This window comes from Streptomyces lasalocidi (genome assembly GCF_005280215.1).
Lineage (GTDB): Bacteria > Actinomycetota > Actinomycetes > Streptomycetales > Streptomycetaceae > Streptomyces > Streptomyces longwoodensis.
Genome location: NZ_SZNQ01000001.1, coordinates 339453 through 362308 on the forward strand (window position 1 = coordinate 339453; position 22856 = coordinate 362308).

Sequence of the window (22856 nt, forward strand, 5' to 3'; positions counted from 1 at the left end):
GGCCCCGCCCCGCCCGGTCACTCGGGTGCCGGAACGGCCCGGGGAGCCGGCCCGGTCCGGGCGCGGAAGGTGCGGCGGTAGGTGTCCGGGGGGACGCCGACGACGCGGTTGAAGTGGCGGCGCAGGGTCGTCGCGGTCCCCATGCCCGTGGCGGCGGCGATGCCGTCGATGCCGTCGTCGGTCTTCTCCAGGAGCTCCTGGGCGTGGCGGATGCGCTGGGCGAGCAGCCACTGCAGCGGTGTGGTGCCGGTGGCCGCCCGGAAGTGGCGGGTGAGGTGGCGCGAGCTCATGCCGGCCCGGCGGGCCAGGTCCTCCACCGTCAGGGGCTGGTCGAGGCGCTCGACGACCCAGGGGATGAGGGCGGTGAGCGGGTGGGCGTCGTGGTCGGGCACGGGCCGGGTGACGAACTGCGCCTGGCCACCGGACCGGTGCGGCGGGACGACCAGGTTGCGGGCGACCGTGTTGGCCACGGCGGATCCGTGGTCGAGGCGGACCAGGTGCAGGCACAGGTCGAGCGACGCCGCCTTGCCCGCCGAGGTGAGGACCGTGCCGCCGTCCACGTACAGGACGCCCGGGTCGACCTCCACCCGGGGGTACCGCGCCGCCAGCACGTCGGTGTGGGCCCAGTGGGTGGTGGCGCGCCTGCCGTCGAGCAGGCCCGCCGCGGCCAGGACGAACGCGCCCGTGCACAGCGAGACCACCCGGGCGCCCGCGTCGTGGGCCGCGCGCACCGCCTCGACGAGGTCACCGGGCGGGTCGGCGTCCACGTCCGCCCACCCGGGGACGATCACGGTGTCCGCAGCCGGGAGCGCGTCGAGACCGCGGTCGGGCTCCACGCGGAAGCGGCCGACGCGCACCGGGTGGGGGCCGCAGACCGCGACGTCGTACCAGGGACCGGTGACGGCCGCCGGAGCGGCCCCGAACACCTCCTGGGCCACGCCCAGTTCGAAGTGCAGCATGCCGTCCGTGACGGCCAGCGCTACCGAGGTCATGTCCGTAATTGTACGGGGCGTGTCGTTCCTGACACTCACGGCGGACGGACTCCCCCGGCCAGGATGTGTCCCGTTGATCGGCGCGAGGCACGGGAGCGGACATGGCAGCGGGACAGACGGTGACGGTGTACGGGGCGTACGGGCACACCGGGCGGTTCGTAGTGGCGCACCTGCGCGAACGGGGGTTCGTGCCGGTCCTCGCCGGACGTGACGCCGGCCGGCTGGAGGCCCTGGCGGCCGGGCACCCCGGGCCGGAGGTCCGTCCCGCCGCGGTCGACGACCCGGCCGCCCTGGACGACGCCCTCGCCGGCGCGGCGGCCGTCGTCAACTGTGCGGGCCCGTTCGCCGCCACGGCGGCCCCGGTGGTCGAGGCCGCCCTGCGCGCGCGGATCCCGTACGTGGACGTGGCGGCGGAGATCGAGGCGAACGACGACACGTTCACGCGCTACGCGGATCAGGCGCGTCGGGCGGGAGCCGTCGTCGTTCCCGCGATGGCCTTCTACGGCGGACTCGGCGACCTCCTGGCGACCGCCGCGATGGGCGACTGGACCGCCGCCGACGAGGCGCACATCGCCTACGGCCTCAGCGGCTGGGAGCCCACGCGGGGCACGCGCGTCGCGGGCAGGGTCTCGGCTGAGCGGCGTGGCGGCCGCCGCGTGCGCTTCACGGGTGGCCGACTCCGGTACCACGACGACGAGTTGTCGACGGTGGTGTGGCCCTTCCCGGAGCCCCTGGGCTCCCGGCCCGTGGTCAGCGAGTTCACCATGGCCGACGTCGTCACCCTCCCCAGCCACCTGACCGTTCCGGAGGTGCGCACCTACATGACGACCGAGGCGGCCGGCGGCGTGGCGAGCCCGGACACCCCGGCCCCCACCCCGGTCGACGAACGCGGCCGCTCCGCCCAGACGTTCGTCGTCGACGTCGTCGTACGCCGCGGCACCGCCGAACGCCGCGCCGTCGCCCGCGGCCAGGACATCTACGCCGTCACCGCGCCCCTCGCCGTGGAAGCGGTCGACCGCGTCCTCACCGGCCGCACCCGCACGACCGGCGTCGCCTCGGCGGGCGCGCTCTTCGACGCCCCCGACTTCCTCGACGCACTGGCACCCCACATCGTGTGGGAGCGGCTCCCGGCCACCGGATCGTAGAGGTACGTGTCGGCACGGCAAAAGGGTGCCCCGGCCCGGGAGTCCGGACCGGGGCACCCCGCCCTCCGAGGTCCTGGCTAGCGGTACATGACCGTCGTCGCCGTGCGGACGCTGCGCGCCGGCAGCGTCACGCTGACCGTGTGCGTGTCGGCGTTCCACTGCCAGGCGGTCGCTGCCGTCGAGGTACCGCTCAGGGTCACGCGGTCCGGCTTCGCCTCCACGCCGCGGAAGGACACCGTCCACGCGCGCCGGCTCACCTGGCCCTTGAAGGAGCCCTTGGCGGGGCCGATCGTCAGCAGGTGGGTGCCGTGGTGCTCGGTGTACCGCAGGCGCGTGGTCGCCGCCCGTTTCGAGACGGGGCTGACGCCGTCGTCCTCGTAGAGCGAGAAGGAGCCGGAGGCCCCCTCCGTGACGGTGACGGCGACCTTGTCCAGCGGGTGCTGGGCGTCACTGGTCACGTTCTCGGCGCGCGTGGTGACGACGGAGCCGGCCCGGACGAAGACCGGCATGGTGTCCAGGGTCGTGGTGACGTCGTGGCTGGCGCCGCCCGCGGGTGCCGTGTAGGTGCGTCCGGTGAAGTAGTCCGTCCACTGCCCCGGCGGGAACCAGACCGACGTCGTCGTGCTGGTGCCGGGCGTGGTGACCGGCGCGACCAGCATGTCGGGGCCGTACAGGTACTCGGTGCCCGCCTTGCTGTAGGCGCCCTCCTCCTCCGGGTACTGCAGGTACAGCGGCCGCACGATCGGGACTCCGGTGGCGGCGGCCTGCTGGGCGAGGGTGTAGGTGTAGGGCACCAGCGCCTCGCGGAGCCGCAGGAACTTCTCGGCGGACGCCTTCGCCTCCGGGCCGTACTGCCAGGGCAGCCGGTCGCTGTGGTTGCTGTGGAGGCGGTCGACCGGCTGGAACGTGCCGAACTGCACCCAGCGTGCGTACAGGTCGTCGGGCAGCTTGGTGGTGCGGTGGGTCTGCCCGCCGGAGGTGTACGTCTCCGCCCCGGGGATGCCGTAGCCGTCGTTGTGGCCGCCGATGTCATGGCTGACGGCGGCCATGCCGGTGGCGGCGGACTCACCCGGCGTGTAGCCGACCTCGGCGCGCAGGGTGCCCCAGTTTGAGGTGGTGTCGCCCGTGAAGTGCAGCGTGCTCCGCTTGTCGGCCCACGGCCCGGTGGGCAGGCCCACTCCCCCGCTGTAGCCGCCGGCCTGGAGGGAGCCGTAGGCCCGGGAGAGGACGAAGCCCCGCTCGCTGGTCTCGGCGGTGAGGTCGGCGTACTGCTGGTTGATCCACGCGTCCGGGGTCACGCCGGCCCGCGAGGACCGTGAGGTGTCGCAGCACCAGTCCAGCCACCAGAAGTCGTTGCCCGCCCGGTCCATCGGCCGGTGCAGGTCGAGGTAGGCGGCCAGTTGGTCGGGGTCGCCGAAGTCGAAGGTGTAGCAGTCCGCGCCGCCCGCCGATCCGCAACCGCCCTTGCGCAGCTTGCCCTTGGCCGTGGCCTGCGCCTTGGCGAACTGCGGGTCGTCGCCCAGGATGCTGGGGTGCACGTTGAGGGTGTTGTGCAGGCCCTGACCGGAGGACCAGTCGAAGAAGCCCTTCGGGTCGGGGAACTTGGCCGGGTCGAAGGTCCAGCCGGACCAGGTGTTGGGTGCCTTGAAGTCGGTGTCGGTGACGAGCACGTCGAGGGGCACGCCCGCGGCCCGGAAGGCGGGCAGGACGGTGTTCTGGTAGTCGCTCGCCGTGCGGTCGATGTACTCGGAGTACCAGACGCCGTACGCCCACCGGGGCAGCAGCTGCGGTGGCCCGGTCAGAGTGGCGAGGTCGGACAGGCCCCGCTGGTAGTCGTGGCCGTAGCCGAAGAGGTAGCCGTCCTGGTAGGGCTGCCCGCCGTGGGTGGGCCGGGTGGACGTCTTCCTAGTGGCGGGGTCGTGGACGGCCGACGCGGTGTCGTCGAGCAGGTACCAGCCGTCGCGGTGCAGCAGGCCGGGCGTGGTCCAGGGCACGGGCTCGCTGTCGCCGTTGAGTCCGTCGAGGCTGCGCCGGTAGCCGCCGAGGGGGAGGTGCGGTGCGGGTGCGGGCGCCTGCCGGTCGGCGAGCGCCAGGCTGTCGACGTTGACGTGGCAGCTGGTGGCGTCGGGGCAGCCCAGGGTGACGCTGTCCGTGCCCGACTTCAGCTGCACGGGCAGTGAAGCCGTCGCCCAGGAGTCCCAGTTGTCCGTCGGGGGCAGCGACAGGGTGGCGTCGGTGCCGCCCTGGGTGGTGACCCGCACGGTGCGTGCCTGGTGCAGGCCGTCGCCGCCGGTGCCGTTGGCGTAACGCACGTGCAGCAGGTAGGTGCCGTCCGCGGGGACGCCCGCGATCCGGTCGGTGAGGCCGGCTCCCTGGTTGAGCTCGGCGGTGAAGCCGTAGCCGGCGTGGCCCTTGTGGTCGGTGGCGACGCCCGCGGAGCCCGACAGGAGGGCGTCCTCGGCCTCGCAGCTCGTGCCGAACCGGCAGCCGGGCAGGGCGCTGTCGGCCCGGGACGGGTACGCGGCCCCGGATCCGAGGAGGGCCACGCTGTCGACGTTGACGCTGCCGGAGTCGGCCGCCGTGCGGTGCAGGGTGACCGTGTGGGGACCGGCGCCGAGGGACAGCGGCAGCCGGGCCACTCCCCACGTGTTCCAGTCCTTCGTCTCGGGGAGGCTGAACGTCCGGTCCGCGCCGCCGTCCACGCTCAGGCTGAGCGTCCGGGTCTCGTGACGGCCGTCGCCGCCGGCGGAGTTGGCGTAGCGCACGGCGAAGTCGTACGTGCCCGCAGATGTCGTCCGCACGTCGGTGGACAGGGAGTTGTTGTCGACCTCGAACCCGGCCAGGAAGCCCTTGCCGGTGAACCCGCCGTGGTCCGCGGCGAGTCCGGGCCCGTCGTAGCGCTGGTCCTCCGCCTCGCACAGGGCACCGGGCGCACACACGCGGTACTGCCAGGGAGCCGCCACGACCGGCTGCTGCCCCGCCTTGAGGCCCACGGTCAGGTTGTCCGCGGTGAAGGGGCCGGAGCCGACGCGGTACCGCAGGGTCACCGCGCTGGTGGCGATGGTGAGGACGCCGTCGCGGACCGACGAGGTGTAGGGGGGCGGGGTGAAGGAGCCCCGGCCGATCGCGTTGAAGGTGGAACGGTCCTCGAAGCGGCCGTCACCCGCGTACTCGGTCCGGATCAGGGTCGGTGACAGGACCTGGAACCGGGCGTCCGACACGGACACCGTCCCGGTGCGCTTCGGCGCGCCGGGGCTGTCCGCGGCCGCGGGCCCGGGGGCGGTCAGCAGGAGCCCCGCCGCCAGGCCGGCCGCGAGGGGGGCGATCAGAGGGGGGCGCCACTTCCGGGGCCATCTCGAAGGCGTTGGTCGCACAGCATGCTCCCTGGGGCCATTTACAACGTTGTCATGACGGTCCGAGCGCATGAGATCACGCGCGTTTCCCTCTGTCCACACCTTCAACGGGCTTCGTTGCAGCGGGTGATGGATCCCCGCCGGTCAGCGGGCCGTTCCGGCCGTCGCGACGCCGGCGACGGCCCCGAAGCACTCCTTCGGGCCGCCCGCCGCCGGGATGAAGCAGGCTTGCAACGATGTACGAAGGTCCACCACGCTCATGAGGGTGTGGACGTAGGTGTCCGCTTCGGCGCGGTTGGTGACCCGGGCGCCGTGGACCTGGCCAGGGGCGCCGCCCGCCCGGAACTCGACCCGGTCACCCATCGCCGCGCCCCACATCCGGGCCCAACTCGCCCCGCACACGGGGTTGTAGCGGATCTGGATCCAGGCGCCCGTGGCGGTCTCGTGCTCGGCGAGCGTCAGCGGGTCGGCGCCGCAGCGCGTCGTGAGCGGGTCCTCGCCCTGACAGGAGCGGTGCCGGCAGAGCGGGCCGGTGGTGGAGGCGGTGGGCGTGGGGGCGGGTTGCGCCTGCTCGGGCTGCTGTGCGGGGAGGTGCAGGAGGACGAGTCCGCCGAGGACCAGGGCGAGCAGCGCGGCGAGGGCGGTGAGGAGGGTGGTGCGGCGGTGCGGGGGCGGGGCGGGCTGGTCGGGGACGGGGTCGGCCGGATCGGGGGCGGTCGGTGCTGTGTCGCTCGCGGTGGTGCCGGCCGGGGCGGTGGCCGGGGACGCGGTCGAGATCTCCGCCCGGCCACCGGCGCCCTGTCCGGTGGGAACCCCCGGTGGGACCGGTGGCTCCGCCGCGGGCGGCTCCGTGCCGTGGGACGTCCGGTCCGTGCGGGCGATGTCCAGGAGGGCCAGCGGGTGGTCCGCGAGTTCGCCCGCGAGACGGCACAGTTCGACGACCGCGCTGCGCGGTGGCAGGCTCCCGCCGTTCAGGTACCGCTGCCAGGACGACTTGCTGAAGGTGGTCGCGTCCGCGAGCTGGGCCAGGCTCAGGCCGGTGCGGGTCTTCAACTTCCGCAGCACGGCCGCCAGTCGGGCGCCCGGCGGCGAGGGTGCGCTCCGCGTCATCCGCGCAGCGCCTTCCACGAGCGCGGTCCGAGCATGCCGTCGGCGACCAGGCCCGCCCGCGCCTGGAACGTTTTGACCGCCCGCAGCGTCAGCGGGCCGAACATGCCGTCGATGCCGCCGGGTGAGATGCCCGCCCGGCGCAGCAGGCACTGCGCCTCGGCGACGTCGGCGCCCGTGGCGCCGTAACCGATCTCGGTGTCACGGCCCTGGTTGAGCCCGGCCGCCCACCGGCCGTCGACGCGGGCGAGGTGACAGGTGTAGGCGGGCGGTGTCGACGCCGCGGTGCTGGACGGCGCCGTGGCGACGTGGCGGGGAGCGGCGTCGTCATCGAGGAGCAGCACGAGCAGCAGCGCGGTCCCGAGGGCCACGACCAGGACGGCCAGGCCCGCCGTGATCGCCAGGTGCGGGAAGCGGGCGGGGACGGCGGGAGGAGGTGCCGTAGGCCGGCCCGGTGATTCCTGCTCCCCTTCCCTTACTGCCTCCGTTCCGTCGGCTGCCCCTGGCTCCGCTGCTTCACCTTCTGCGTCCTGCTCCGCGGGCGGGGCTTCTCCCGAGGGCCGACCACGGCGGCTGTCCCAGGAGTCGGCGGCTATCTCCTGCAATGCGAGCAGGGGGGCCGGGTCGGCGCCGGTGATCCGGGCCAGGGCCTCCACCGCCTCGCGGGGCGGCAGGGACGTACCGCCCAGGTACCGCTCCCAGGACTTGGCGCTGTAGCCGGTCTTGGCCGCGAGGTGACGAAGGGTCAGCTCGTCGCGGTCCTTCAGTCGGCGTAAGCCGGTCACCAACTGCTGAGCATGAGGGTCTAGTTCGGCGGGCAGCGCCTTGGAGCGCGGCATGTTTCCCCCAGAGCGGTCACGAGCGTGGTCGGCGGCCCCCCTTCCGCTGCTGCGCATTCTGCATGAGCCCGCCACATCTGTCACAGGGGATCCACGGGCCGTCCCGCCGAGCCGTCCCACCGGACGGTGTCGTCGCAGGTCAGGTTGGTGGTCGTCCCGTTCGGCCGTCAACTGGCCCGTGGGTATGGCCGTCGGGTCCGCGGGCCCGGCACCTTTGGTCTCGCCGCCACTCCCGTCGGGCGGGAGAGACGGGAGCGGCGCGCACACCCCACGACCGAAAGAGGAACGCATGCGACCGAACGCTCTGGGCAGGACCATCGCCGGCCTCGTGGCCGTTGCCGGCCTCGCCGCCGGCACCGTGGCGACCGCGGGCACCAGCTTCGCGGCCCCCGCGGCGACCGTGCCCACCGCCCAGACGGCGACGGCCGCGCAGGCCGCTGCCCTGGCCGCGACGCAGAACTTCGGCCTGAGCACGGCCGAGGCGAAGAACGTCCAGGAGTTCCTCGCGGACTACTGGGGCTACACGGGCTCCATCGACGGGCAGCTGGGCACCAACAGCTGGAAGGCCTTCCAGCGGTGCCTCGCCAGGTACTGGGGCTACACCGGTGAGATCGACGGGGACCCCGGCCCCAACACCATCAAGGCCCTGCAGCGCCTGCTGAAGGCCGACTACGGCTACACCGGTGACATCGACGGCATCGCCGGCTCGGGCACCCGGGCGGCGTTCAAGCGCTTCGCCGCCTGAGCCAGTCACCCCGAACACGACCGCGGCCCGTCCTTGATCCGCAAGGACGGGCCGCGGCGCTCGTTACCCCCCAACTGAAGGAGAACCCGGCCGTCATGGGTAGACCCGCCCCCCTCGTCCGTACCGAAGACGGACACTCACCCCAGCCGGCCACGCGCCGTGCCGCAACCGGCTGGCGGATCCGCGTCGGGGCCTTCGCCGCCACCGCGGCCATGGTCTCGGCCGGACTCGTGCTCGGCGCGCACCCGGCGGCCGCCGCTCCGGCGCCGGTCAGGCTGACCTCCGCGTCCTGCCCCAACGAGATCGTGCAGGGCCAGACCAGCGGCTGCGTCACCGAGTTGCAGAACCTGCTCAACGCGCACGGCGCCGGTCTGACGGTGGACGGGCAGTTCGGAGCGGCCACGCTGTACGCCGTCCGTGAGTACCAGGCCGCCACCGCCATCGCCGTGGACGGCCGGGTGGGGCCCGCGACGAAGGGCAAGCTGTACGCGACCGGCGGCTCGGCGCCGGCCCCCGTCAACCTCAACTCCTCCTCCTGCCCGGCGAACATCGTCCAGGGAGCCAAGGGGGGTTGCGTCACCGAGCTCCAGCGGCTGCTCGTCCACCACGGCTACGCGGTCGACGTCGACGGTGACTTCGGCGCCGGCACGGCGAGCGCCGTCCGCAGCTTCCAGTCCTCCCACGGGCTGACGGCCGACGGTCAGGTCGGCACGAACACCAAGCGGGCGCTGTACGACACCGACGAGTCCCCGTCCACGGGCCTGGACCTGCGGTCGGCGTCCTGCCCGGAGAACATCGTGGAGGGGCAGAGCGGCGGGTGCGTGGCCACGCTGCAGTCCCTGCTGAACGGCAAGGGCCAGAGCGTCGGCGTCGACGGCAGCTTCGGCCCGCAGACCCTGACGGCCGTGAAGGCGTTCCAGTCCGCGAGCGGCCTGTCCGCCGACGGTCAGGTCGGTCCGAACACCAAGGCCGCCCTGTACGCGAACATCGGCGGTGGCGGCGGCAACGGCGCCCCGGCGCCGGTCAACCTCACCTCCGCCTCCTGCCCGAACGAGATCGTGCAGGGCCAGCGCAGCGGCTGCGTCACGGAGTTGCAGAGCCTGCTCAACCACCACGGTGCCGATCTCGCCGTCGACGGTGACTTCGGTCCGCTCACCGACAGCGCCGTCCGGGACTTCCAGGCCGAGAAGGGTCTCGCGGTCGACGGCCACGTGGGCCCGAACACGAAGGCCGCCCTGTACGGCGCGGTCACCCCGCCGTCGTCGCCCGCCCCGGGTGGCGGCTACGCCAAGATCCTCGACGTGGCGGCGGCCGAGGTCGGCACGGTCGAGGGCAGCGCCCGCGCGAACAGCTACGGGGCGTCCGTGGGGCTGTCGTTGTCCACGAGCAACTACGCCTGGTGCGCGACGTTCGTGAGCTGGGTGGCCAAGCAGACCGGCGCCAGCTCCTACCGGAACTCCTACGTGGAGGGCTGGGTCAGGCAGGCCCGGGCCGGCAACTACCACCTGTCGGTGACCACCAACCCCCAGCCCGGTGACATCGTGGCCTTCGACTGGGACGGCGGGAGCGACTTCACCGGCGGCAACGAGCACATCGGCATCGTGCGCACGGTGTCCGGCGGCTCGTCGTTCACCACCGTCGAGGGCAACACCAGCAACCCCAACGGGGGCAGCGACGGCGTCTACGTCAAGAACCGTTCCACGAACAGCGGTTACGACGTGGTCTTCATCCGGGTCCGCTGAGCGACCGCGGCGTGGGTCACGCCAGGAGCGCGGCGACGGCGTCCGGGTCCTCCCGCATCGCGTTGTGGCCGGTGGGCAGCTCGCTCACCCGCCAGCGGGGGTCGGCCCGGAGCCGGGACCGCAGGTCCGTGAAGGGAGTGCGGTCCTCCCAGCCGGAGCAGTAGACGAACTCGCGCAGCGGCACCTCGTCGACGGCGCCGGTCAGCCGGGCCGTCTGCACGAACGAGGCGAGCGGGTGCGGCCGGCGGCGGGGATCGCCGCCGGCCGGCGGCAGCACGGAGTATCCGGTGCTCGCGGCCCCGGCGAGGAACGCCTGCCGGTAGGCCTCGGTGGTGGACGACCAGCACGAGTCGCCGTCCCGCGGCACATAGGCGTCGAGGTGCACGAGGCGTTCGACGCGGCCGCGGGCACGGTCGGCCGCGACGGAGATCACCATGCCGCCGTAGCTGTGGCCGACCAGCGTCACCCCGGTGAGGCGCGCCTCGTCGAGGAGGCGCAGGACGTCGTCGGCGTGGGTGTCGAGGTTGGCGGCCGCGACCGTCGCCTCGTCGTCCTCGGGCCGCAGCCCGGTCAGGGTGAGGGCGTGCACGGTGTGACCGGCTCGCTCCAGCAGCGGGACCACCTGCTCGAACGACCATGCGCCGTGCCAGCCACCGGGCACGAGGACGAACGTCGCCATGGGCTTCTCCTCTCCTCCGCACCCCAGTGTGCGTCCGGCAGCCGGGCGGGACACGGTGTCCCGCCCGGCGCGCCGGTGGCCGTGGGGCCGTCGGCCGGTGTCCCTACTTGAGGTACGGGCCGTCCGCGCCGATCTTCCCGGGGCCGTTGAGGACGTACACCCGCAGGTTGCCCTTGCCGGGGGCCGCGACGCTCAGGGAGCCGTTGGTGACGGTCTTCACGTCGCCGGTCACGGCGTCCCGGTACGTGCCATTGGGGATGCCGGAGTAGGCGGCCGCGTCGGTGACGGTGACCAGCGCGAAGCTGTCGGTGCTCCCGCTGGTGTAGCGCCGTTTGTACGCCATGCCGCCCGAGATGCCCTCGGTGGAGTACTGCCCCGCCTGGAGCGCGGGGACGGCCCTGCGGATCTGGTTCAGCCGTTGCAGGTGCTTCACCAGCGGCTGGGCGAGGGTGGTGGCGACCTCGCCGCTCGCGGAGGCCACGGTGCCGAAGTCGGAGGCGGTGACCGTGCCGGCGAGGTGGTCGCCGTAGTAGGCGCGTCCGGTCGTGGCGAGCGGGCAGGTGGGGCCGCAGTCGATCTGCTTGCCCTTCTGGAACTCGATCTCCGAGCCGTAGTACAGGGTCGGGATGCCGCGGAAGGTCCACATCAGCGACATGTTCTCGGCCCAGGCGTCGGTGCCTCCGGCGTAGCGGGTGCTCGACTTGTTGGGACCGTAGTCGTGGCTGTCGACGTAGACGACGTTGTACGTGGCGTCGTTGACGCTGTCGTCGGAGTCCTTGCCGTTGCTGAACGCGTTGTGCGCGTCACCGAAGTTCATGTGCATGCGCATGTCGATGATGTTCATCCCGGAGAACCTGCTGTGGTCCGGGGTGTGGTACGCGTTGCCCTCGAGGAAGGCGTTGGTGGACGTCGGCTGGTTGGCGGTGCCCAGGTCGTTCTCGTAGGTGTACTGCTCCAGCGCGGCGGCCGTGTCGTCGGCGCTGTACTCCTTGCGTTCCTTCCAGGTGTAGAACTGGGCGGAGTGGTTGACCGAGCCGCGGTTCCACTTGTCGTTCACGAACGCCGCCACCTCGCCGAAGACGAAGAAGTTCTTCGCCGCCTCGGCGCCGAAGCGCTGGGTGACGCGTTCCTGGACGGCGGGCAGGAAACGGCGGTTCCAGGTGACCCGGGGGATGTGGACGGCCGTGTCGACGCGGAAGCCGTCGACGCCCATGTCGATGTACTTGTCGTAGGCCCCGATGAGGTAGTTCTGCACCTGCATGTTCTCGGTGTTGAAGTCGGCCAGGTCCTCGTGCAGCCAGCAGGAACGGGAGTCCTCGCCCTCCCAGTTGCCGATCCAGCACTGGTGGTAGTACGCCTTGGGGAACATGCCGGACGTGGGGCTCGGCCACTGGCAGTTGTAGAGGGTGTAGCCCTCCGCGCTCCTCCCGCCGGTGGGCTTGCCCCAGTTGAGGCAGGTGTTGCCGGAGGGCTCGGCGGTCGACCAGAAGTCGCCGTTGTAGTACGCCTTGCCGGACTTGGGCTCGACGGTGAGGCCGTCGTACTCGAAGCCCTCGTTCTTCTCGTCGTAGTACCAGCTCCACTGGCTGTCCCGGACGCCGTAGACGGTGGGAGTGAACAGGCCCTTGGCGCCCCAGCGGGAACTGTGGTTGTAGACGACGTCCTGGTAGATCTTCATGCCCTTGGCGTGGGCGGCGTTGATCAGGTCCTGGTAGGAGGCGCCGGTGGACTCCAGCCGCGGGTCGACCTTGTAGAAGTCGTAGCCGTGGTAGCCGTGGTAGTCGTAGTCGGAGCGGTTGAGCACGACCGGGGTGATCCACACGGCCGAGAAGCCGAGGGCCTTGATGTAGTCGAGGCGTTCGACCAGGCCCTTGAAGTCGCCGCGGAACATGGGGTCGTTGTTCGCCGCGTTGCCGGACTTGGCGTGCTGGCTGCCGCCGCGGTTGTTGGTGCTGTCGCCGTCGTAGAAGCGGGCGGTCAGGACGAAGTAGATGGTGTCCTTGCGCGGGTCCGTGCCCAGGGGGCTGCCGGCGGCGGGGGTGGCCGGCTTCTTGCCGGTGGTCGCGGTGACCGTGGCCGAGGCGGCGGAGGTGTTGCCCGCGGCGTCCACCGCCTTCACCGTGTAGGCGTAGGTGGTGTCCTCCTCCAGGCCGGTGTCGGACCAGACCGTGGAACCGGCGTCGACGACCGATGTGCCTCGGGTGCCGCCGGTCCGGGTGACCTGGTACTTCGTCACGCCGGTGTCGTCGGTGGCGGCGTCCCAGGACACCACCACGGAGGTGTTCGTCGCGCTCGCCCGGACGTTGGCCGGGACGCTGGGTGCCCTGGTGTCCGGCCCGGCGGCCGCACACGGGTCCTTGGCGTTCGCGGTCACGGTGGTGTTCTTCACCGTGCTCGTCCCCGTCCCGAGGGCGTAGTCCGCGCTGTTGTTGTTGTCCCAGACGCCGTTGCCGTTGTTGAAGGCGGCCTTGAGCGAGGTCGCGGTGCCGAGGTCGACGGTCTTCTTCCACCAGCCGGCGCAGGCCGCCTCCATGCCCACGCCCGGTACGGTGGTCCAGGCGCCCCCGGCCGGGGCGTAGTGGAGGTTGGCGGTGGTCCAGCCGAGGGTCTCGGTCGAGTAGTAGACGGTGGCCTGGTTGCCGGCCCCGGTGCCGGTCCCGCCGGAGCCGGCGCACGGGTCGCTGTGGGCCACCACGCCGTCCTTGACGGTGATGTCCCCGGTGCCGAGGGCGTAGTTGCGGCCGCCGTTGTTGTCCCAGACACCCTTCCCGTTGTTGAACGTGGCCTGGAGCCCGGCGGCCGAGCCCAGGTCGACCGTGAGCTTCACCCAGTCGGTGCACGCGGCCTGCATGCGCGTCCCGGGCACGGTGGTCCAGGACCCGCCGTCGGGGGCGTAGTGGAGGTAGTGGTCCGTCCAGTTCTTGGTCTTCGTGTAGTAGAAGACGGTGGCCGTGGTGCCGGTCGCGGCCGCGTTCGCGGAGGTGGTGGCGGCCGCGGGGGTGGTGGGGAGGGTGAGGGGCAGGACGAGCGTCGCTGCGGCGAGGGCTCCGGCCGCCCAGGGCTGGGCGAGGGAGCGTTGGCGTCTCATGCGGCTCCTGGTGGGGTGGGGAGGGGCCAGGGAGAGCGGACACCGACGGACCCCGACCTGCTCGGGGTCCGTCTCGGGTCGTGCGGTGCCCGGTTGCACGGTGTACCTGCGCTGCATCGCATTGCTGCAATTTCCAGCAACTGCTTGCAGGCGTGGGGAGATTACTCGTGGGCACGGGGGGCGTAAAGGGTTCGCGCAGGAATGCGAGGGGGCGCGACGGGGTTCCGGGTGACCCGGCAGGTACGGGCCCCGGCCAAGGGTGCCTCAGCGGAACTCGTGGACCACCTGGATCTCGCCGACGATGTGGGCGTTGAACTCGTCCAGCTCCTCGGCCGGGACCCAGAGTTCGAGGATCGTCCGCCCGCCGACCTGCTGGACGGGGTACCGGCTCAGGTACGCCGACTCGACGTCGAAACGCGTGACGTAACCGACGCCGTCGTGCGGCACGTTCCAGTCGCGGGCGATCCTGATCGCGTAGTCCTCGTTGAGGACCGGGTAGAAGATCGGCTGCTCGGGCAGCCGGGGCGGCCAAGCGCGCCAGTTCGACTCCCGCACCAGATCCAGCTCCTTGGGGCCGGTGGGGCGCCACAAGGTCGTCGTCGCTCGCCGGCTGGTCATGTGCGTCACTCTCTGGAGGCGGCCGCCGGTGCGGCGGCGGGTCGGGTACCCGGACGATACCGGCACGGTGCACGCGGCGGCCACACGGTTTCCGCACCCCGGCCCAGCCGCATGACCAGCGATGACGGCACAGCACTCACAACGGGCGGAAGAGATCGGCGAGTGGACCGCGCGTCACACGACGCTCACCGGATGCCGGACCACCCCGTCGAACAGGTAACCCTGGGTGTTGGGTACGGCGCGGTCCGGCTGCGTGCGGCCGGCCGTGTCCGTGGCACGGGCCAGGAGGTGGGTCGCGCCCGGGGCATCGGGCCGCCAGTCGAGGGACCACCGGGTCCAGGTGTCGGCGCGCGGGTGGTCGTGCAGACGGGCGGGCCGCCACGTCGCTCCGCCGTCCGTGCTGACCTCGACCCGGGCGACGGCACCCGCGCCGGACCACGACCGCCCGTGCAGCACGTACCTGCGCCCCGCCGCGAAGGTCGCCCCGCTCGCCAGCTCGAAGGCGCTCTTGATGGTCTGCCGCGTCAACGGCGCACTGCCGCCCTCGGGATGGGCGGGACCGAACAACCGGTAGAAGGTGGTGTTCCAGGGCGAGAACAGCGGCTGTGCGGACACCTCGATGTCGCCGACCCACTTGATGGAGGCGATCCCGACCCAGGAGGGCACCACCACCCGCACGGGGTGGCCGTGGTCGTGCGGCAGCGGCTCACCGTTCATCTCGTACGCCAGCAGCACGTCGTCGAGCGCCTTGGCCAGCGGCAGCGGCCGGCGGACCCTCCCTAGGCTCTCGCCGCCGCTGACGTATTCGGCGTCCAACCCGCGCGGTTGCACGTCGACGGCGTGGCACGACAGCCCGGCCCGGCGCAGGACGTCGGACAGGCGCACCCCACGCCAGCGCGCCACCCCGATCGCCCCCAGCGTCCACGCGGTGCCGGCGACCGCCTCGCCCTGCTGGGTGGTGTAGTAGGAGCGGCCGTTGCCCGCACACTCGACGAACGCGGTGCGGGTGACGGCCGGCAGGGCCCGCAGGTCGTCGTATCCGAACTCCACCGGACGGTCCTCACCGGGCGCCCCGCGCAGCCCACTCCCCCACAGCCGCAGGCGCCAGTCGCCGGCGTCGAGCACCGGCGTGGCCGTGTGGTTGCGGACGAAGAACAGCTCGTTGGGGGTGTGGTGACCGGTTCCGCGCAGCGCTTCCCAGCGGGTCTCGGCGTTGGTGCCGCGCTCGATGAACCACTCGGGCGGCAGCGGCTTGAGAATCGTCCGGTCCGCGACGCCGACCGCGGTTTCCGTGGCGGAGGCGGACGTGGGCGTGCCGAGTGCCGTCGCCGCGGCGGAGACGGACTTGGGGGTACCGAGTGAAGTCTCCGCAGCAGAGGCGGACTTGGGGACACCTAGTCCCGTCCCCGCAGCGGTAGCTGTGGCGGTCGCCGCGAGCAGGGTGAGCAGCCGTCGACGGCTGACACCGTCGGCCTTGGCCTCCCCCGCGAGCCACTGGCGCAGCCTGCGGCGGTCGTAGTCGGTCTCGTGACGGTCACCGGGGTGGGCGGGAGAGGGCATGGCGGGTCCTCGGGGTGGGGGCGGCGTTGGAGCGTGGCAAGGGCCCGGCCGACATGGGTGGTACCGGGCGAGAACACGCCAACAAGGCCCAGAGGCGGGCACATTGGACGTTGCTCAGAGGGCGCGCGAGATCAGACGTTCACCCGACACAGCGCGGCAGCCACACGGACGAGGTCCACGGCACGGCGGCGCGTCAGGGGGGTCGGGAACGGCATGGCGGGATGCAAGCACGGCGGGGGCGGGGTGTCAACGGAGTCAGCTCTGCTGGGGGAAACTCCCTGTGCACCAATCGTAAGGGCGTCAGCACGACCCGCCCGAAGACCTCCCCCATGCTGATGACCTGAGGACGGTCGGTGGGCCGCCTAGCATGGAGCCGTGATGGTGAGTGAGGCGGAGTACCTCGAGTACCTGCGGGCCGAACGGCGCGGTTACGCGTGGGTGATGCAGTATCACGGTGGGCTGACGCCGGCGGAGGCCCACCGAGCCGCTGCGGAGCAGAACCCGTACGAAGCAGAGGACGACCCGTACCGCACGCTCGTCTTCCACGACGAGGCGTGGCACTGGGCGATGCAGGCGATCCACGGCGAACGGTACGCGTCGGAGCACCCGGAGCTGGCCCACCCGTCCCCCGCCTACCAAGCTCTCACCTGAAGCAGGGGCAGAGGCACGAGTGCGGGCCGCCGCTCCCCCGCCCGGGTGGCGCTCAGGCGCCCGCGCCCCCGTCCACCGGCACGATCGCACCGGTCACCATCGACGCACGGTCACTGAGCAGCCACGCCGCCGCCTCGGCCACCTCGCGGGGTTCGGCCATGCGGCCGAGCGGGGTGGCCGCCGTGTTGCGCGCGATGATGCCCGGGGAGACCGCCTCCCACTCGTCGATCATCGCCGTGGCGGTCCCGCCGGGCGTGATGCCGTTCACCCGGATCCCCTCGCGGCCCCAGGTCACGGCGGCGGTTTCGGTGAGGCTGTTCAGCGCGCGCTTCATCGCGCCGTAGGCGGGCAGCGCGGGGTTCGCGCGGCGGCTGCCGATGCTGGAGGTGTTGACGATCGCGCCGCCGCCGTTGCGGCGCATGAGGTCGGCCTCGGCGGTCATGGCGGTCCAGTGCGAGCGGAAGTTCACGGCGAACTGGGTGTCGATGTCCTCGTCGCTCGTGGTGTCGAGCGGACCGGGCTGCTGGATCGCCGCGCCGTTGTTGAAGGCGCCGTCGAGCCGCCCGTGCAGCTCCCCGACCCGGTCGACCGCCGCGCGGATGCCGGCCCGGTCGGCCAGGTCGAGGGTGACGGCGTCGGCGGTGCCGCCGTCGGTGCGGATCTCGCCGACGAGCCGGTCGAGGGCCTCCGCGCTGCGGGCGGCCAGCACGACGGCCGCGCCCTCGGCGGCGAAGAGCCGGGCCGCGGCCTCCCCGATGCCGCGGCTGGCGCCGGTGATGAAGACGACCTTGCCGGTCAGCAGGCCGATGGGTGCGATGTCGGTGGTGTTCGTCATGGCCCCAGTCTGGGATCGGCCGCCGGGCCGGATGGAGGCACAGGCTGTACCAGGATCCGTGGCCGGGCGGCATGCAGACTTGGGGTATGGACAAACAGGAGCTCGGAGCGTTCCTCCGCAGCCGCCGTGAGCGGCTGCGGCCGGAGGACGTGGGTCTGCCCTCCGGACCGCGCCGGCGCACGCCGGGCCTGCGCCGCGAGGAGGCAGCGGTGCTCGCGCACATCTCCACCGAGTACTACGTCCGGCTGGAACAGGGCAGGGCGCCCAGGCCGTCGGGTGAGGTGCTCGCCGGGATCGCGGGCGCGCTGCGACTGACCGACGCCGAGACCGACCACCTGCACGTCCTCGCGGGGACCGCGCCCACCCGTGCCCGGATGCACCGGCGCGACGTGCGCCCGAGCATCCTCGCGCTGCTCGAACGGCTCCCCAGGACGGCAGCCTTCGTGACGTCCGCCGTGTTCGAGGTGCTCGCCTGGAACGACCTGGCAGCCGCGCTCATGGAGGACTTCGGGCCCCTCACGCCGGCGGACCGCAACCTCGCCCGCCGGGTCTTCCTCGGACCGAGGACCGACGGGGCGCCGCTCTACGGCATCTCCGACGCCGCCGAGTTCCGCCACCACGCGGTCAGGCAGCTGCGCTCCACCCTCGCGCGCTACCCGGCGGACCCCGACGTGACCGGACTCGTCGACGAACTGCGCGAGGGAAGCCGGGAGTTCGCCCGGCTGTGGGAGCGGCACGACGTGCACGCCGCGCCGATGCTCACGAAGACCTTCCGCCACCCGGCCGTCGGGGAGATCACGGTGGACTGCGACACGCTCGCCCTCACCGAACGCGACCAGCACCTCGTGCTCTACAGCGCCCCGCCCGGGTCCCCCAGCGCCGAGGCACTGGCCCTGCTGGACGTGCTGGGCACGGAGGCCGGCAACTACCGGCAGCGGTCCTGCTCTCAGCGATATTCGATGGACACCCGACACGTCGGCATCGAGCGTTGATGCCATGAGCGACGTGAATGGCGTGGATGGCGTGGATGGCGTGGACGACATGAAGGACGTGAAGGGCGCGGAGGGCGCGGAGGGCGCGGACGCGGGGAACATCTGGGACACCGACACCGCCCAGCGCTACGACACACCCGGCTCCGGCATGTTCGCGCCCGAGGTGCTGGGACCGGCCGTCGAGCGACTCGCCCAGCTCGCCGACGGCGGAGCGGCGCTGGAGTTCGCCGTCGGAACCGGCCGGGTGGCGGTCCCCCTCGCCGAGCGCGGAGTGCCCGTCACCGGCATCGAGTTGTCGAGGCCGATGGTGGAGCGGCTGCGCACCAAGGCGGACGAGGCGACGATCCCGGTCGTCATGGGCGACATGGCGACGGCCACCGCTCCCGGCACGTACAGCCTGGTCTACCTCGTCTACAACACCCTCTCGAATCTGCTCAGCCAGTCCGCCCAGGTCGACTGCTTCCGCAACGCGGCCCGGCATCTCGGGCCCGGGGGCCGGTTCGTGATCGAACTCTGGGTGCCGGAGCTGCGCAAGCTGCCACCCGGGCAGGCCGCCACCGTGTGGGCGTGCGAGCCCGGGTACATCGGTCTGGACACCTACGACGTACTGAACCAGCTCGTCGTGTCCCACCACTTCCGCTTCGACGGGACGAGGAAGGCGGAGCTGGGGCGCAGCCCCCACCGCTACATCTGGCCCGCGGAGCTGGACCTGATGGCCCAGCTCGCCGGTTTCGAACTGGAGACCAGGCACGCGGACTGGTCCGGCTCGGACTTCACGGCCGACTCGCGCTCCCACGTCTCGGTCTACCGGCTCCCACGAGACCGCTGACCGGACGTGCACCGCGCCCCGCCGATCACCGAGGTGACCGGTCCCAGCCCCTGATGCCGCCCCCCTCTCACGGAAGGGTGACGTCATGCCTGTCAGGTCCGCGGCCGGGTACACGCAGCGCGTGCAAGCGTTGCTCGGTGGACCGAGGAAAGGGAGACGGACCGTGGCGGTGAAGGCGAAGGGGTGGGCGCACTCGTTCCCCATGTCCCAGGGAGTGCGCGCCGGCCGGGAGTGGACGCGCGGGCGGCTGGAGTCCCTGCCGTGGACGGCCGCCGAACCGGACACGGTGGACGCCATCGTGCTGGCGGTGTCCGAGCTGATCACGAACGCGCACGTCCATGCGCACAGCGACGCCCAGCTGGTCCTCACCTGGGACGGCGACTGCCTCCAGGTCAGCGTCCACGACGAGGACCCGTCGCTGCCCCGGCCGCGCGATCCCGAGCCGGGCGCGGTCTCCGGACGCGGCGTGGCCATCGTGCGCGAACTCGCCGACGAGTGGGGAACGAAGTGCCAGCGGCACGGCAAGACGGTGACGGCGTGCTTCCGTCCCGCCGGCCCCGCTGCCGCCGCCCAGGCGCAGGCAAGCGGCAGTTGAGCGTTCGGCGCACCGGTGAAGTTCCCTGTGGAGGACAGGCGTCATGCTTCTGGCACGAGGATCGAGTGACGACCCCAACACCTGGCTGTGGACCCTGGCCGCCGTTGCGCTGTACGCGGTGATCACCTACGGGCTGACGTACCGCGCCCGGGTGCGCCGTGGGTCGGCGCACCCCGCCCGTGACGCCGTGCACGACCTCAAGGACCGCGAGGACCCGCAGTCGCCCCGGCAGCGGTACGTCAGCCGTCTGATCATGCTGGGCGGAGCGCTGGTCGTCGGTCTGGCCGTCGCCCTGACCAGCGGGCCCCTGCGGATCGTCGTGGCCGGCCTCGCGGGCGCCGCGACGGTCGTCGGGTGGGCCTGTTACGACTTCCGCACGGCGCGGCGCACCCCTGCGCCGCAATAGTCCCGGTCAGTGGTCCCGGTCGGAGTGGTTCTGAGGGGGCGTTCATCAGGCCGCCCCAATCCCATCCCCCTCCTAGCCGCCGATCTTGTCCAGCTCGGCCAACGCGTCCTCCGGCAAGGCCAGTCCCGCACTGGCGACGTTCTCGCGCAGGTGCGCCACCGACGAAGTGCCGGGGATGAGCAGGATGTTGGGCGAGCGCTGGAGGAGCCAGGCCAGCGCGACCGACATCGGCGTCGTGTCGAGCCGCTCGGCCACGGCGGACAGGGCCGTGGACTGCAGGGGGCTGAAGCCGCCGAGCGGGAAGAACGGCACGTAGGCGATGTCCTGCGCGGCGAGGTCGTCGATCAGGTCGTCGTCCTGGCGGTGGGCCAGGTTGTACAGGTTCTGCACGCACACGATCGGTGCGATGCGCCGCGCCTCGTCGACCTGGTCCGCGGTCGCGTTGCTCACCCCTAGGTGCCGGATCAGACCCCGTTGCTGGAGTTCGACGAGGGTCTCGAAGGGTTCGGCGAGGGAGCCGGGCAGGGGGCCCAGGGCGTTGCCGACCCGGAGGTTGACCACGTCGAGGGCGTCGAGGCCGAGGTCCTCCAGGTTCTCCTCGACGGCACGGCGCAGGTCCTCCGGCCGCCGGGCCGGGGGCCAGCCGCCCTGCTCGTCGCGGACGGCGCCGACCTTGGTCACGATGTGCAGGGCGTCGGGGTACGGGTGGAGCGCTTCCCGGATCAGCCGGTTGGTGACACGGGGTCCGTAGGCGCCGGCGGTGTCGATGTGGGTGATCCCGAGGCGGACGGCCTCGCGCAGGACGGCGAGCGCGCCGTCGTGGTCGGCGGGCGGTCCCATGACCCCGGGGCCGGCGAGCTGCATGGCGCCGTAGCCGAAGCGGCTGACGGTCAGGTCGCCGAGGGTCCAGGTGCCGCCGGGCAGTGGGGTGGAGGGCGTGTTCATGGTGGTGTCTGCGTCCTTCTGTGGGCGAGGCGTGCCGAAGAGCCGCCTGTCGGGTGGATCGGGTGTCGGGCGTGCGCGGTGCTCGCCGGTCTCCGCCCGCGCGAAGGCCGCCCGCGCGAAGGCCGCCCGCGCGGAGACCACGGTCGCGTGCCGCACCCCGGTAACCGGCGCGGATGGCGCCCTCGCGGTGACCGGCGCGGACGGCCCCCTGTCCCTGCCGTCGATGGTCACCCGCGGGTGCCGGACGCATCCAATACCGGCCCGGTGGCCTGTGATACCCGGGAGGTATCACAGGCGTAGGCTGGAGCCGTGGACGCCCTGGAGACCCGCGAGCTGAGGTACTTCGTCGCCGTGGCCGAGGAGCTGCACTTCGGCCGCGCCGCCGAACGCCTCGGGATGGCCCAGCCGCCCCTGTCGCGGGCGATCCAGCAGCTCGAACGGCGTCTCGGCGTGCGTCTGCTGGAGCGGGACCGGCGCGGGGTCGCCCTGACCGGCGCCGGGGAGATGCTGCTGCAGGAGGGCCGGGCGGCGCTCGACGCGGCCACCGCCGCCGTCCGCCGCACCCGCCGGGCCGGCGGCGCGGACGGGACGGGGAGTTCCCGCAACCGCCTGGTGCTCGCGGTGAAGGCCGGCTCGTCGCACGAATTGCTGCACAAGATTCTGGACGCCTATGCCGCCGAACCCGGCGCCGCCGAGGTCGAGGTGCTGCCGAGCGGCACCTGCGAGCAGGGCGAGATGCTGCGCGACGGCCGCGCCGACGTGGCGCTCATGCACGCGCCGTTCAACTCCCTCGCCGGGTTCGACAGCGAGGAGCTGGTGACCGAGGGGCAGATCGCGATCCTGCCGGCCGGACACCCCCTCGCCGCACGCGGGTCACTGACCGTGGCCGAGGTCACCGACGTCCCCGACCTCCCGCTCGCCCGCTGGGCACGGGACGGCGCGTATCCGCCCGGGCCCGGCCCGGAGATCCGGGACCAGACGCAGCTGGCCCAGCTGATCGCCCTCGGCCGCACCGTGGCCGTCTTCCCCGAGTCCGCGCGCGCCTGGCTGTGGGCCGAGCACACCGCCGTTCCGCTCACGGACGCGCCACCGGTGGTCACCCACATCGCCTGGCCGGCGCACAGCCGCTCCCTCGCCCTGGCGGCCCTGATCCGCACGGCCACCCGGCTGTGAGCCGGTCCCCGCACACCCGGTGACTCCCGGGCCGGGCGGGTGGGCTACTCCTCGTCCGCCCGGCCCGGGTGCTGTGGCCGGTGATGGTCCGTCAGGATGCCGAGGAGACTGGTGAGTTCGTCCTGTTGTTCCGGCGTGAGCGGGGCGAGGAGTTCCCGCTGGGCATCGGCGATGAGGGCGTCGAGGCGTTCCAGGCGGCGCCGGCCGGCGGGGGTCAGGGTGATGACGTTGCGGCGGCGGTCGGCCGGGTCGGGGTCGCGGCGGATGCAGCCGGCGTCGGACAGCTGGTTGAGCACCGCGACCATGTCACTGCGGTAGATGCCGGTACGGCGGCTCAGTTCCGCCTGGCTGGCGGCGCCGGCCTCGTCGAGCGCGACCAGGACGGCGAAGTGCCACTTGTGAGCGCCCTCGGGGGCCAGGCGGTCCCCGACGAGCCGCTCGCCGACGGCCGCGGCACCGGCGAGCAGGCGACTGGGGATGACGCGCAGCCGGGCCGGAGTGGCTTCCGGGGTCCGGGCCGGGGTGGCTTCGGGGGTCGAGCTCATGGGGTGGGGCCTCCGCC

General features: G+C 72.6%; 21 protein-coding genes. 9 read left to right on the top strand and 12 right to left on the bottom strand.

The features are described from left to right. Nucleotides 1-17 precede the first annotated feature (17 nt). Nucleotides 18-992, bottom strand: a complete 975-nt coding sequence (locus E4U91_RS01150; RefSeq protein ID WP_137304771.1) for a helix-turn-helix domain-containing protein — start codon at nucleotides 990-992, stop codon at nucleotides 18-20. A 101-nt stretch (nucleotides 993-1093) separates the two neighbouring features. Between E4U91_RS01150 and E4U91_RS01155 the strand changes: the two genes are divergently transcribed. Continuing rightward, entirely contained in the window at nucleotides 1094-2137 is a 1044-nt protein-coding gene (locus tag E4U91_RS01155; protein WP_137304772.1) for a saccharopine dehydrogenase family protein, read from the top strand. Between the two features lie 77 nt (nucleotides 2138-2214). Here E4U91_RS01155 and E4U91_RS01160 read toward each other — a convergent pair whose 3' ends face one another. The 3 genes from E4U91_RS01160 to E4U91_RS01170 all read right to left on the bottom strand — a co-directional run bounded on the left by E4U91_RS01160 (nucleotide 2215) and on the right by E4U91_RS01170 (nucleotide 7436). Continuing rightward, complete coding sequence (locus E4U91_RS01160) at nucleotides 2215-5364, bottom strand: TIM-barrel domain-containing protein (RefSeq protein ID WP_241678807.1); 3150 nt, start codon at nucleotides 5362-5364, stop codon at nucleotides 2215-2217. Nucleotides 5365-5634: 270 nt separating this feature from the next. Continuing rightward, nucleotides 5635-6600: a helix-turn-helix domain-containing protein gene (locus E4U91_RS01165; RefSeq protein ID WP_137304774.1), complete on the bottom strand. Its 966-nt coding sequence runs from the start codon at nucleotides 6598-6600 to the stop codon at nucleotides 5635-5637. After that, nucleotides 6597-7436 (bottom strand): peptidoglycan-binding protein, encoded by an 840-nt coding sequence (locus tag E4U91_RS01170; RefSeq protein WP_137304775.1) that lies wholly within the window; start codon nucleotides 7434-7436, stop codon nucleotides 6597-6599. Before E4U91_RS01170 ends, E4U91_RS01165 begins: the two co-directional genes overlap by 4 nt. A 289-nt stretch (nucleotides 7437-7725) precedes the next feature. Between E4U91_RS01170 and E4U91_RS01175 the strand changes: the two genes are divergently transcribed. Then, nucleotides 7726-8181, top strand: a complete 456-nt coding sequence (locus tag E4U91_RS01175) for a peptidoglycan-binding domain-containing protein (protein WP_137304776.1) — start codon at nucleotides 7726-7728, stop codon at nucleotides 8179-8181. 95 nt (nucleotides 8182-8276) lie between these two features. After that, nucleotides 8277-9923, top strand: a complete 1647-nt coding sequence (locus E4U91_RS01180; RefSeq protein WP_137304777.1) for a peptidoglycan-binding protein — start codon at nucleotides 8277-8279, stop codon at nucleotides 9921-9923. A 16-nt stretch (nucleotides 9924-9939) separates the two neighbouring features. Here the strand turns inward: E4U91_RS01180 and E4U91_RS01185 are convergent, their stop codons facing one another. The 5 genes from E4U91_RS01185 to E4U91_RS39880 all read right to left on the bottom strand — a co-directional run bounded on the left by E4U91_RS01185 (nucleotide 9940) and on the right by E4U91_RS39880 (nucleotide 16083). Next, the gene (locus E4U91_RS01185) at nucleotides 9940-10602 is read right to left on the bottom strand and encodes an alpha/beta fold hydrolase (protein WP_137304778.1); all 663 of its coding nucleotides are present in this window, start codon (nucleotides 10600-10602) and stop codon (nucleotides 9940-9942) included. Between the two features lie 103 nt (nucleotides 10603-10705). Next, nucleotides 10706-13690, bottom strand: a complete 2985-nt coding sequence (locus E4U91_RS01190; protein ID WP_137304779.1) for a carbohydrate binding domain-containing protein — start codon at nucleotides 13688-13690, stop codon at nucleotides 10706-10708. 264 nt (nucleotides 13691-13954) lie between these two features. Then, a complete protein-coding gene (locus E4U91_RS01195; protein WP_137304780.1) occupies nucleotides 13955-14308 on the bottom strand; it encodes a hypothetical protein in 354 nt (117 codons plus the stop codon). Nucleotides 14309-14482: 174 nt separating this feature from the next. Continuing rightward, nucleotides 14483-15868: a sulfite oxidase gene (locus E4U91_RS01200; protein WP_137304781.1), complete on the bottom strand. Its 1386-nt coding sequence runs from the start codon at nucleotides 15866-15868 to the stop codon at nucleotides 14483-14485. A 131-nt stretch (nucleotides 15869-15999) separates the two neighbouring features. Then, a complete protein-coding gene (locus E4U91_RS39880) occupies nucleotides 16000-16083 on the bottom strand; it encodes a putative leader peptide (RefSeq protein ID WP_354006245.1) in 84 nt (27 codons plus the stop codon). Nucleotides 16084-16246: 163 nt separating this feature from the next. Between E4U91_RS39880 and E4U91_RS01205 the strand changes: the two genes are divergently transcribed. Then, nucleotides 16247-16519 carry a hypothetical protein gene (locus E4U91_RS01205; protein WP_241678808.1) on the top strand — a complete coding sequence of 91 codons (273 nt, stop codon included), beginning with the start codon at nucleotides 16247-16249 and terminating at the stop codon, nucleotides 16517-16519. 52 nt (nucleotides 16520-16571) lie between these two features. Here the strand turns inward: E4U91_RS01205 and E4U91_RS01210 are convergent, their stop codons facing one another. Beyond that, nucleotides 16572-17354, bottom strand: coding sequence for an SDR family NAD(P)-dependent oxidoreductase (locus tag E4U91_RS01210; protein ID WP_137304783.1), 783 nt, complete (start codon nucleotides 17352-17354; stop codon nucleotides 16572-16574). Between the two features lie 86 nt (nucleotides 17355-17440). On the opposite strand from E4U91_RS01210, the gene E4U91_RS01215 reads away from it, so the two are divergent. From E4U91_RS01215 to E4U91_RS01230, 4 genes are all read left to right on the top strand, one after another. Beyond that, nucleotides 17441-18346, top strand: a complete 906-nt coding sequence (locus E4U91_RS01215; protein WP_137304784.1) for a helix-turn-helix transcriptional regulator — start codon at nucleotides 17441-17443, stop codon at nucleotides 18344-18346. A gap of 49 nt (nucleotides 18347-18395) precedes the next feature. Then, nucleotides 18396-19175, top strand: coding sequence for a class I SAM-dependent methyltransferase (locus E4U91_RS01220; protein ID WP_137310600.1), 780 nt, complete (start codon nucleotides 18396-18398; stop codon nucleotides 19173-19175). A gap of 163 nt (nucleotides 19176-19338) precedes the next feature. After that, the gene (locus tag E4U91_RS01225; protein ID WP_137304785.1) at nucleotides 19339-19770 is read left to right on the top strand and encodes an ATP-binding protein; all 432 of its coding nucleotides are present in this window, start codon (nucleotides 19339-19341) and stop codon (nucleotides 19768-19770) included. Between the two features lie 43 nt (nucleotides 19771-19813). Beyond that, nucleotides 19814-20176, top strand: a complete 363-nt coding sequence (locus tag E4U91_RS01230) for a hypothetical protein (protein WP_241678461.1) — start codon at nucleotides 19814-19816, stop codon at nucleotides 20174-20176. Between the two features lie 72 nt (nucleotides 20177-20248). Here E4U91_RS01230 and E4U91_RS01235 read toward each other — a convergent pair whose 3' ends face one another. Then, nucleotides 20249-21121, bottom strand: a complete 873-nt coding sequence (locus E4U91_RS01235; RefSeq protein WP_137304786.1) for an aldo/keto reductase family oxidoreductase — start codon at nucleotides 21119-21121, stop codon at nucleotides 20249-20251. A gap of 309 nt (nucleotides 21122-21430) precedes the next feature. Here E4U91_RS01235 and E4U91_RS01240 point away from each other — a divergent pair, with 309 nt between their 5' ends. Then, nucleotides 21431-22294: a LysR family transcriptional regulator gene (locus E4U91_RS01240; protein ID WP_137304787.1), complete on the top strand. Its 864-nt coding sequence runs from the start codon at nucleotides 21431-21433 to the stop codon at nucleotides 22292-22294. Between the two features lie 44 nt (nucleotides 22295-22338). Here E4U91_RS01240 and E4U91_RS01245 read toward each other — a convergent pair whose 3' ends face one another. Continuing rightward, entirely contained in the window at nucleotides 22339-22839 is a 501-nt protein-coding gene (locus E4U91_RS01245; protein ID WP_137304788.1) for a MarR family winged helix-turn-helix transcriptional regulator, read from the bottom strand. Between the last annotated feature and the right edge of the window lie 17 nt (nucleotides 22840-22856).

Excerpts from the sequence above, each read along its gene's own strand:
- E4U91_RS01150 (WP_137304771.1), bottom strand. The coding sequence starts at position 992 with ATGACCTCGGTAGCGCTGGCCGTCACGGACGGCATGCTGCACTTCGAA.
- E4U91_RS01155 (WP_137304772.1), top strand. The coding sequence starts at position 1,094 with ATGGCAGCGGGACAGACGGTGACGGTGTACGGGGCGTACGGGCACACC.
- E4U91_RS01165 (WP_137304774.1), bottom strand. The coding sequence starts at position 6,600 with ATGACGCGGAGCGCACCCTCGCCGCCGGGCGCCCGACTGGCGGCCGTG.
- E4U91_RS01170 (WP_137304775.1), bottom strand. The coding sequence starts at position 7,436 with ATGCCGCGCTCCAAGGCGCTGCCCGCCGAACTAGACCCTCATGCTCAG.
- E4U91_RS01175 (WP_137304776.1), top strand. The coding sequence starts at position 7,726 with ATGCGACCGAACGCTCTGGGCAGGACCATCGCCGGCCTCGTGGCCGTT.
- E4U91_RS01180 (WP_137304777.1), top strand. The coding sequence starts at position 8,277 with ATGGGTAGACCCGCCCCCCTCGTCCGTACCGAAGACGGACACTCACCC.
- E4U91_RS01185 (WP_137304778.1), bottom strand. The coding sequence starts at position 10,602 with ATGGCGACGTTCGTCCTCGTGCCCGGTGGCTGGCACGGCGCATGGTCG.
- E4U91_RS01190 (WP_137304779.1), bottom strand. The coding sequence starts at position 13,690 with ATGAGACGCCAACGCTCCCTCGCCCAGCCCTGGGCGGCCGGAGCCCTC.
- E4U91_RS01195 (WP_137304780.1), bottom strand. The coding sequence starts at position 14,308 with ATGACCAGCCGGCGAGCGACGACGACCTTGTGGCGCCCCACCGGCCCC.
- E4U91_RS01200 (WP_137304781.1), bottom strand. The coding sequence starts at position 15,868 with ATGCCCTCTCCCGCCCACCCCGGTGACCGTCACGAGACCGACTACGAC.
- E4U91_RS39880 (WP_354006245.1), bottom strand. The coding sequence starts at position 16,083 with ATGCCGTTCCCGACCCCCCTGACGCGCCGCCGTGCCGTGGACCTCGTC.
- E4U91_RS01205 (WP_241678808.1), top strand. The coding sequence starts at position 16,247 with ATGGTGAGTGAGGCGGAGTACCTCGAGTACCTGCGGGCCGAACGGCGC.
- E4U91_RS01210 (WP_137304783.1), bottom strand. The coding sequence starts at position 17,354 with ATGACGAACACCACCGACATCGCACCCATCGGCCTGCTGACCGGCAAG.
- E4U91_RS01215 (WP_137304784.1), top strand. The coding sequence starts at position 17,441 with ATGGACAAACAGGAGCTCGGAGCGTTCCTCCGCAGCCGCCGTGAGCGG.
- E4U91_RS01220 (WP_137310600.1), top strand. The coding sequence starts at position 18,396 with ATGAAGGACGTGAAGGGCGCGGAGGGCGCGGAGGGCGCGGACGCGGGG.
- E4U91_RS01230 (WP_241678461.1), top strand. The coding sequence starts at position 19,814 with ATGCTTCTGGCACGAGGATCGAGTGACGACCCCAACACCTGGCTGTGG.
- E4U91_RS01235 (WP_137304786.1), bottom strand. The coding sequence starts at position 21,121 with ATGAACACGCCCTCCACCCCACTGCCCGGCGGCACCTGGACCCTCGGC.
- E4U91_RS01245 (WP_137304788.1), bottom strand. The coding sequence starts at position 22,839 with ATGAGCTCGACCCCCGAAGCCACCCCGGCCCGGACCCCGGAAGCCACT.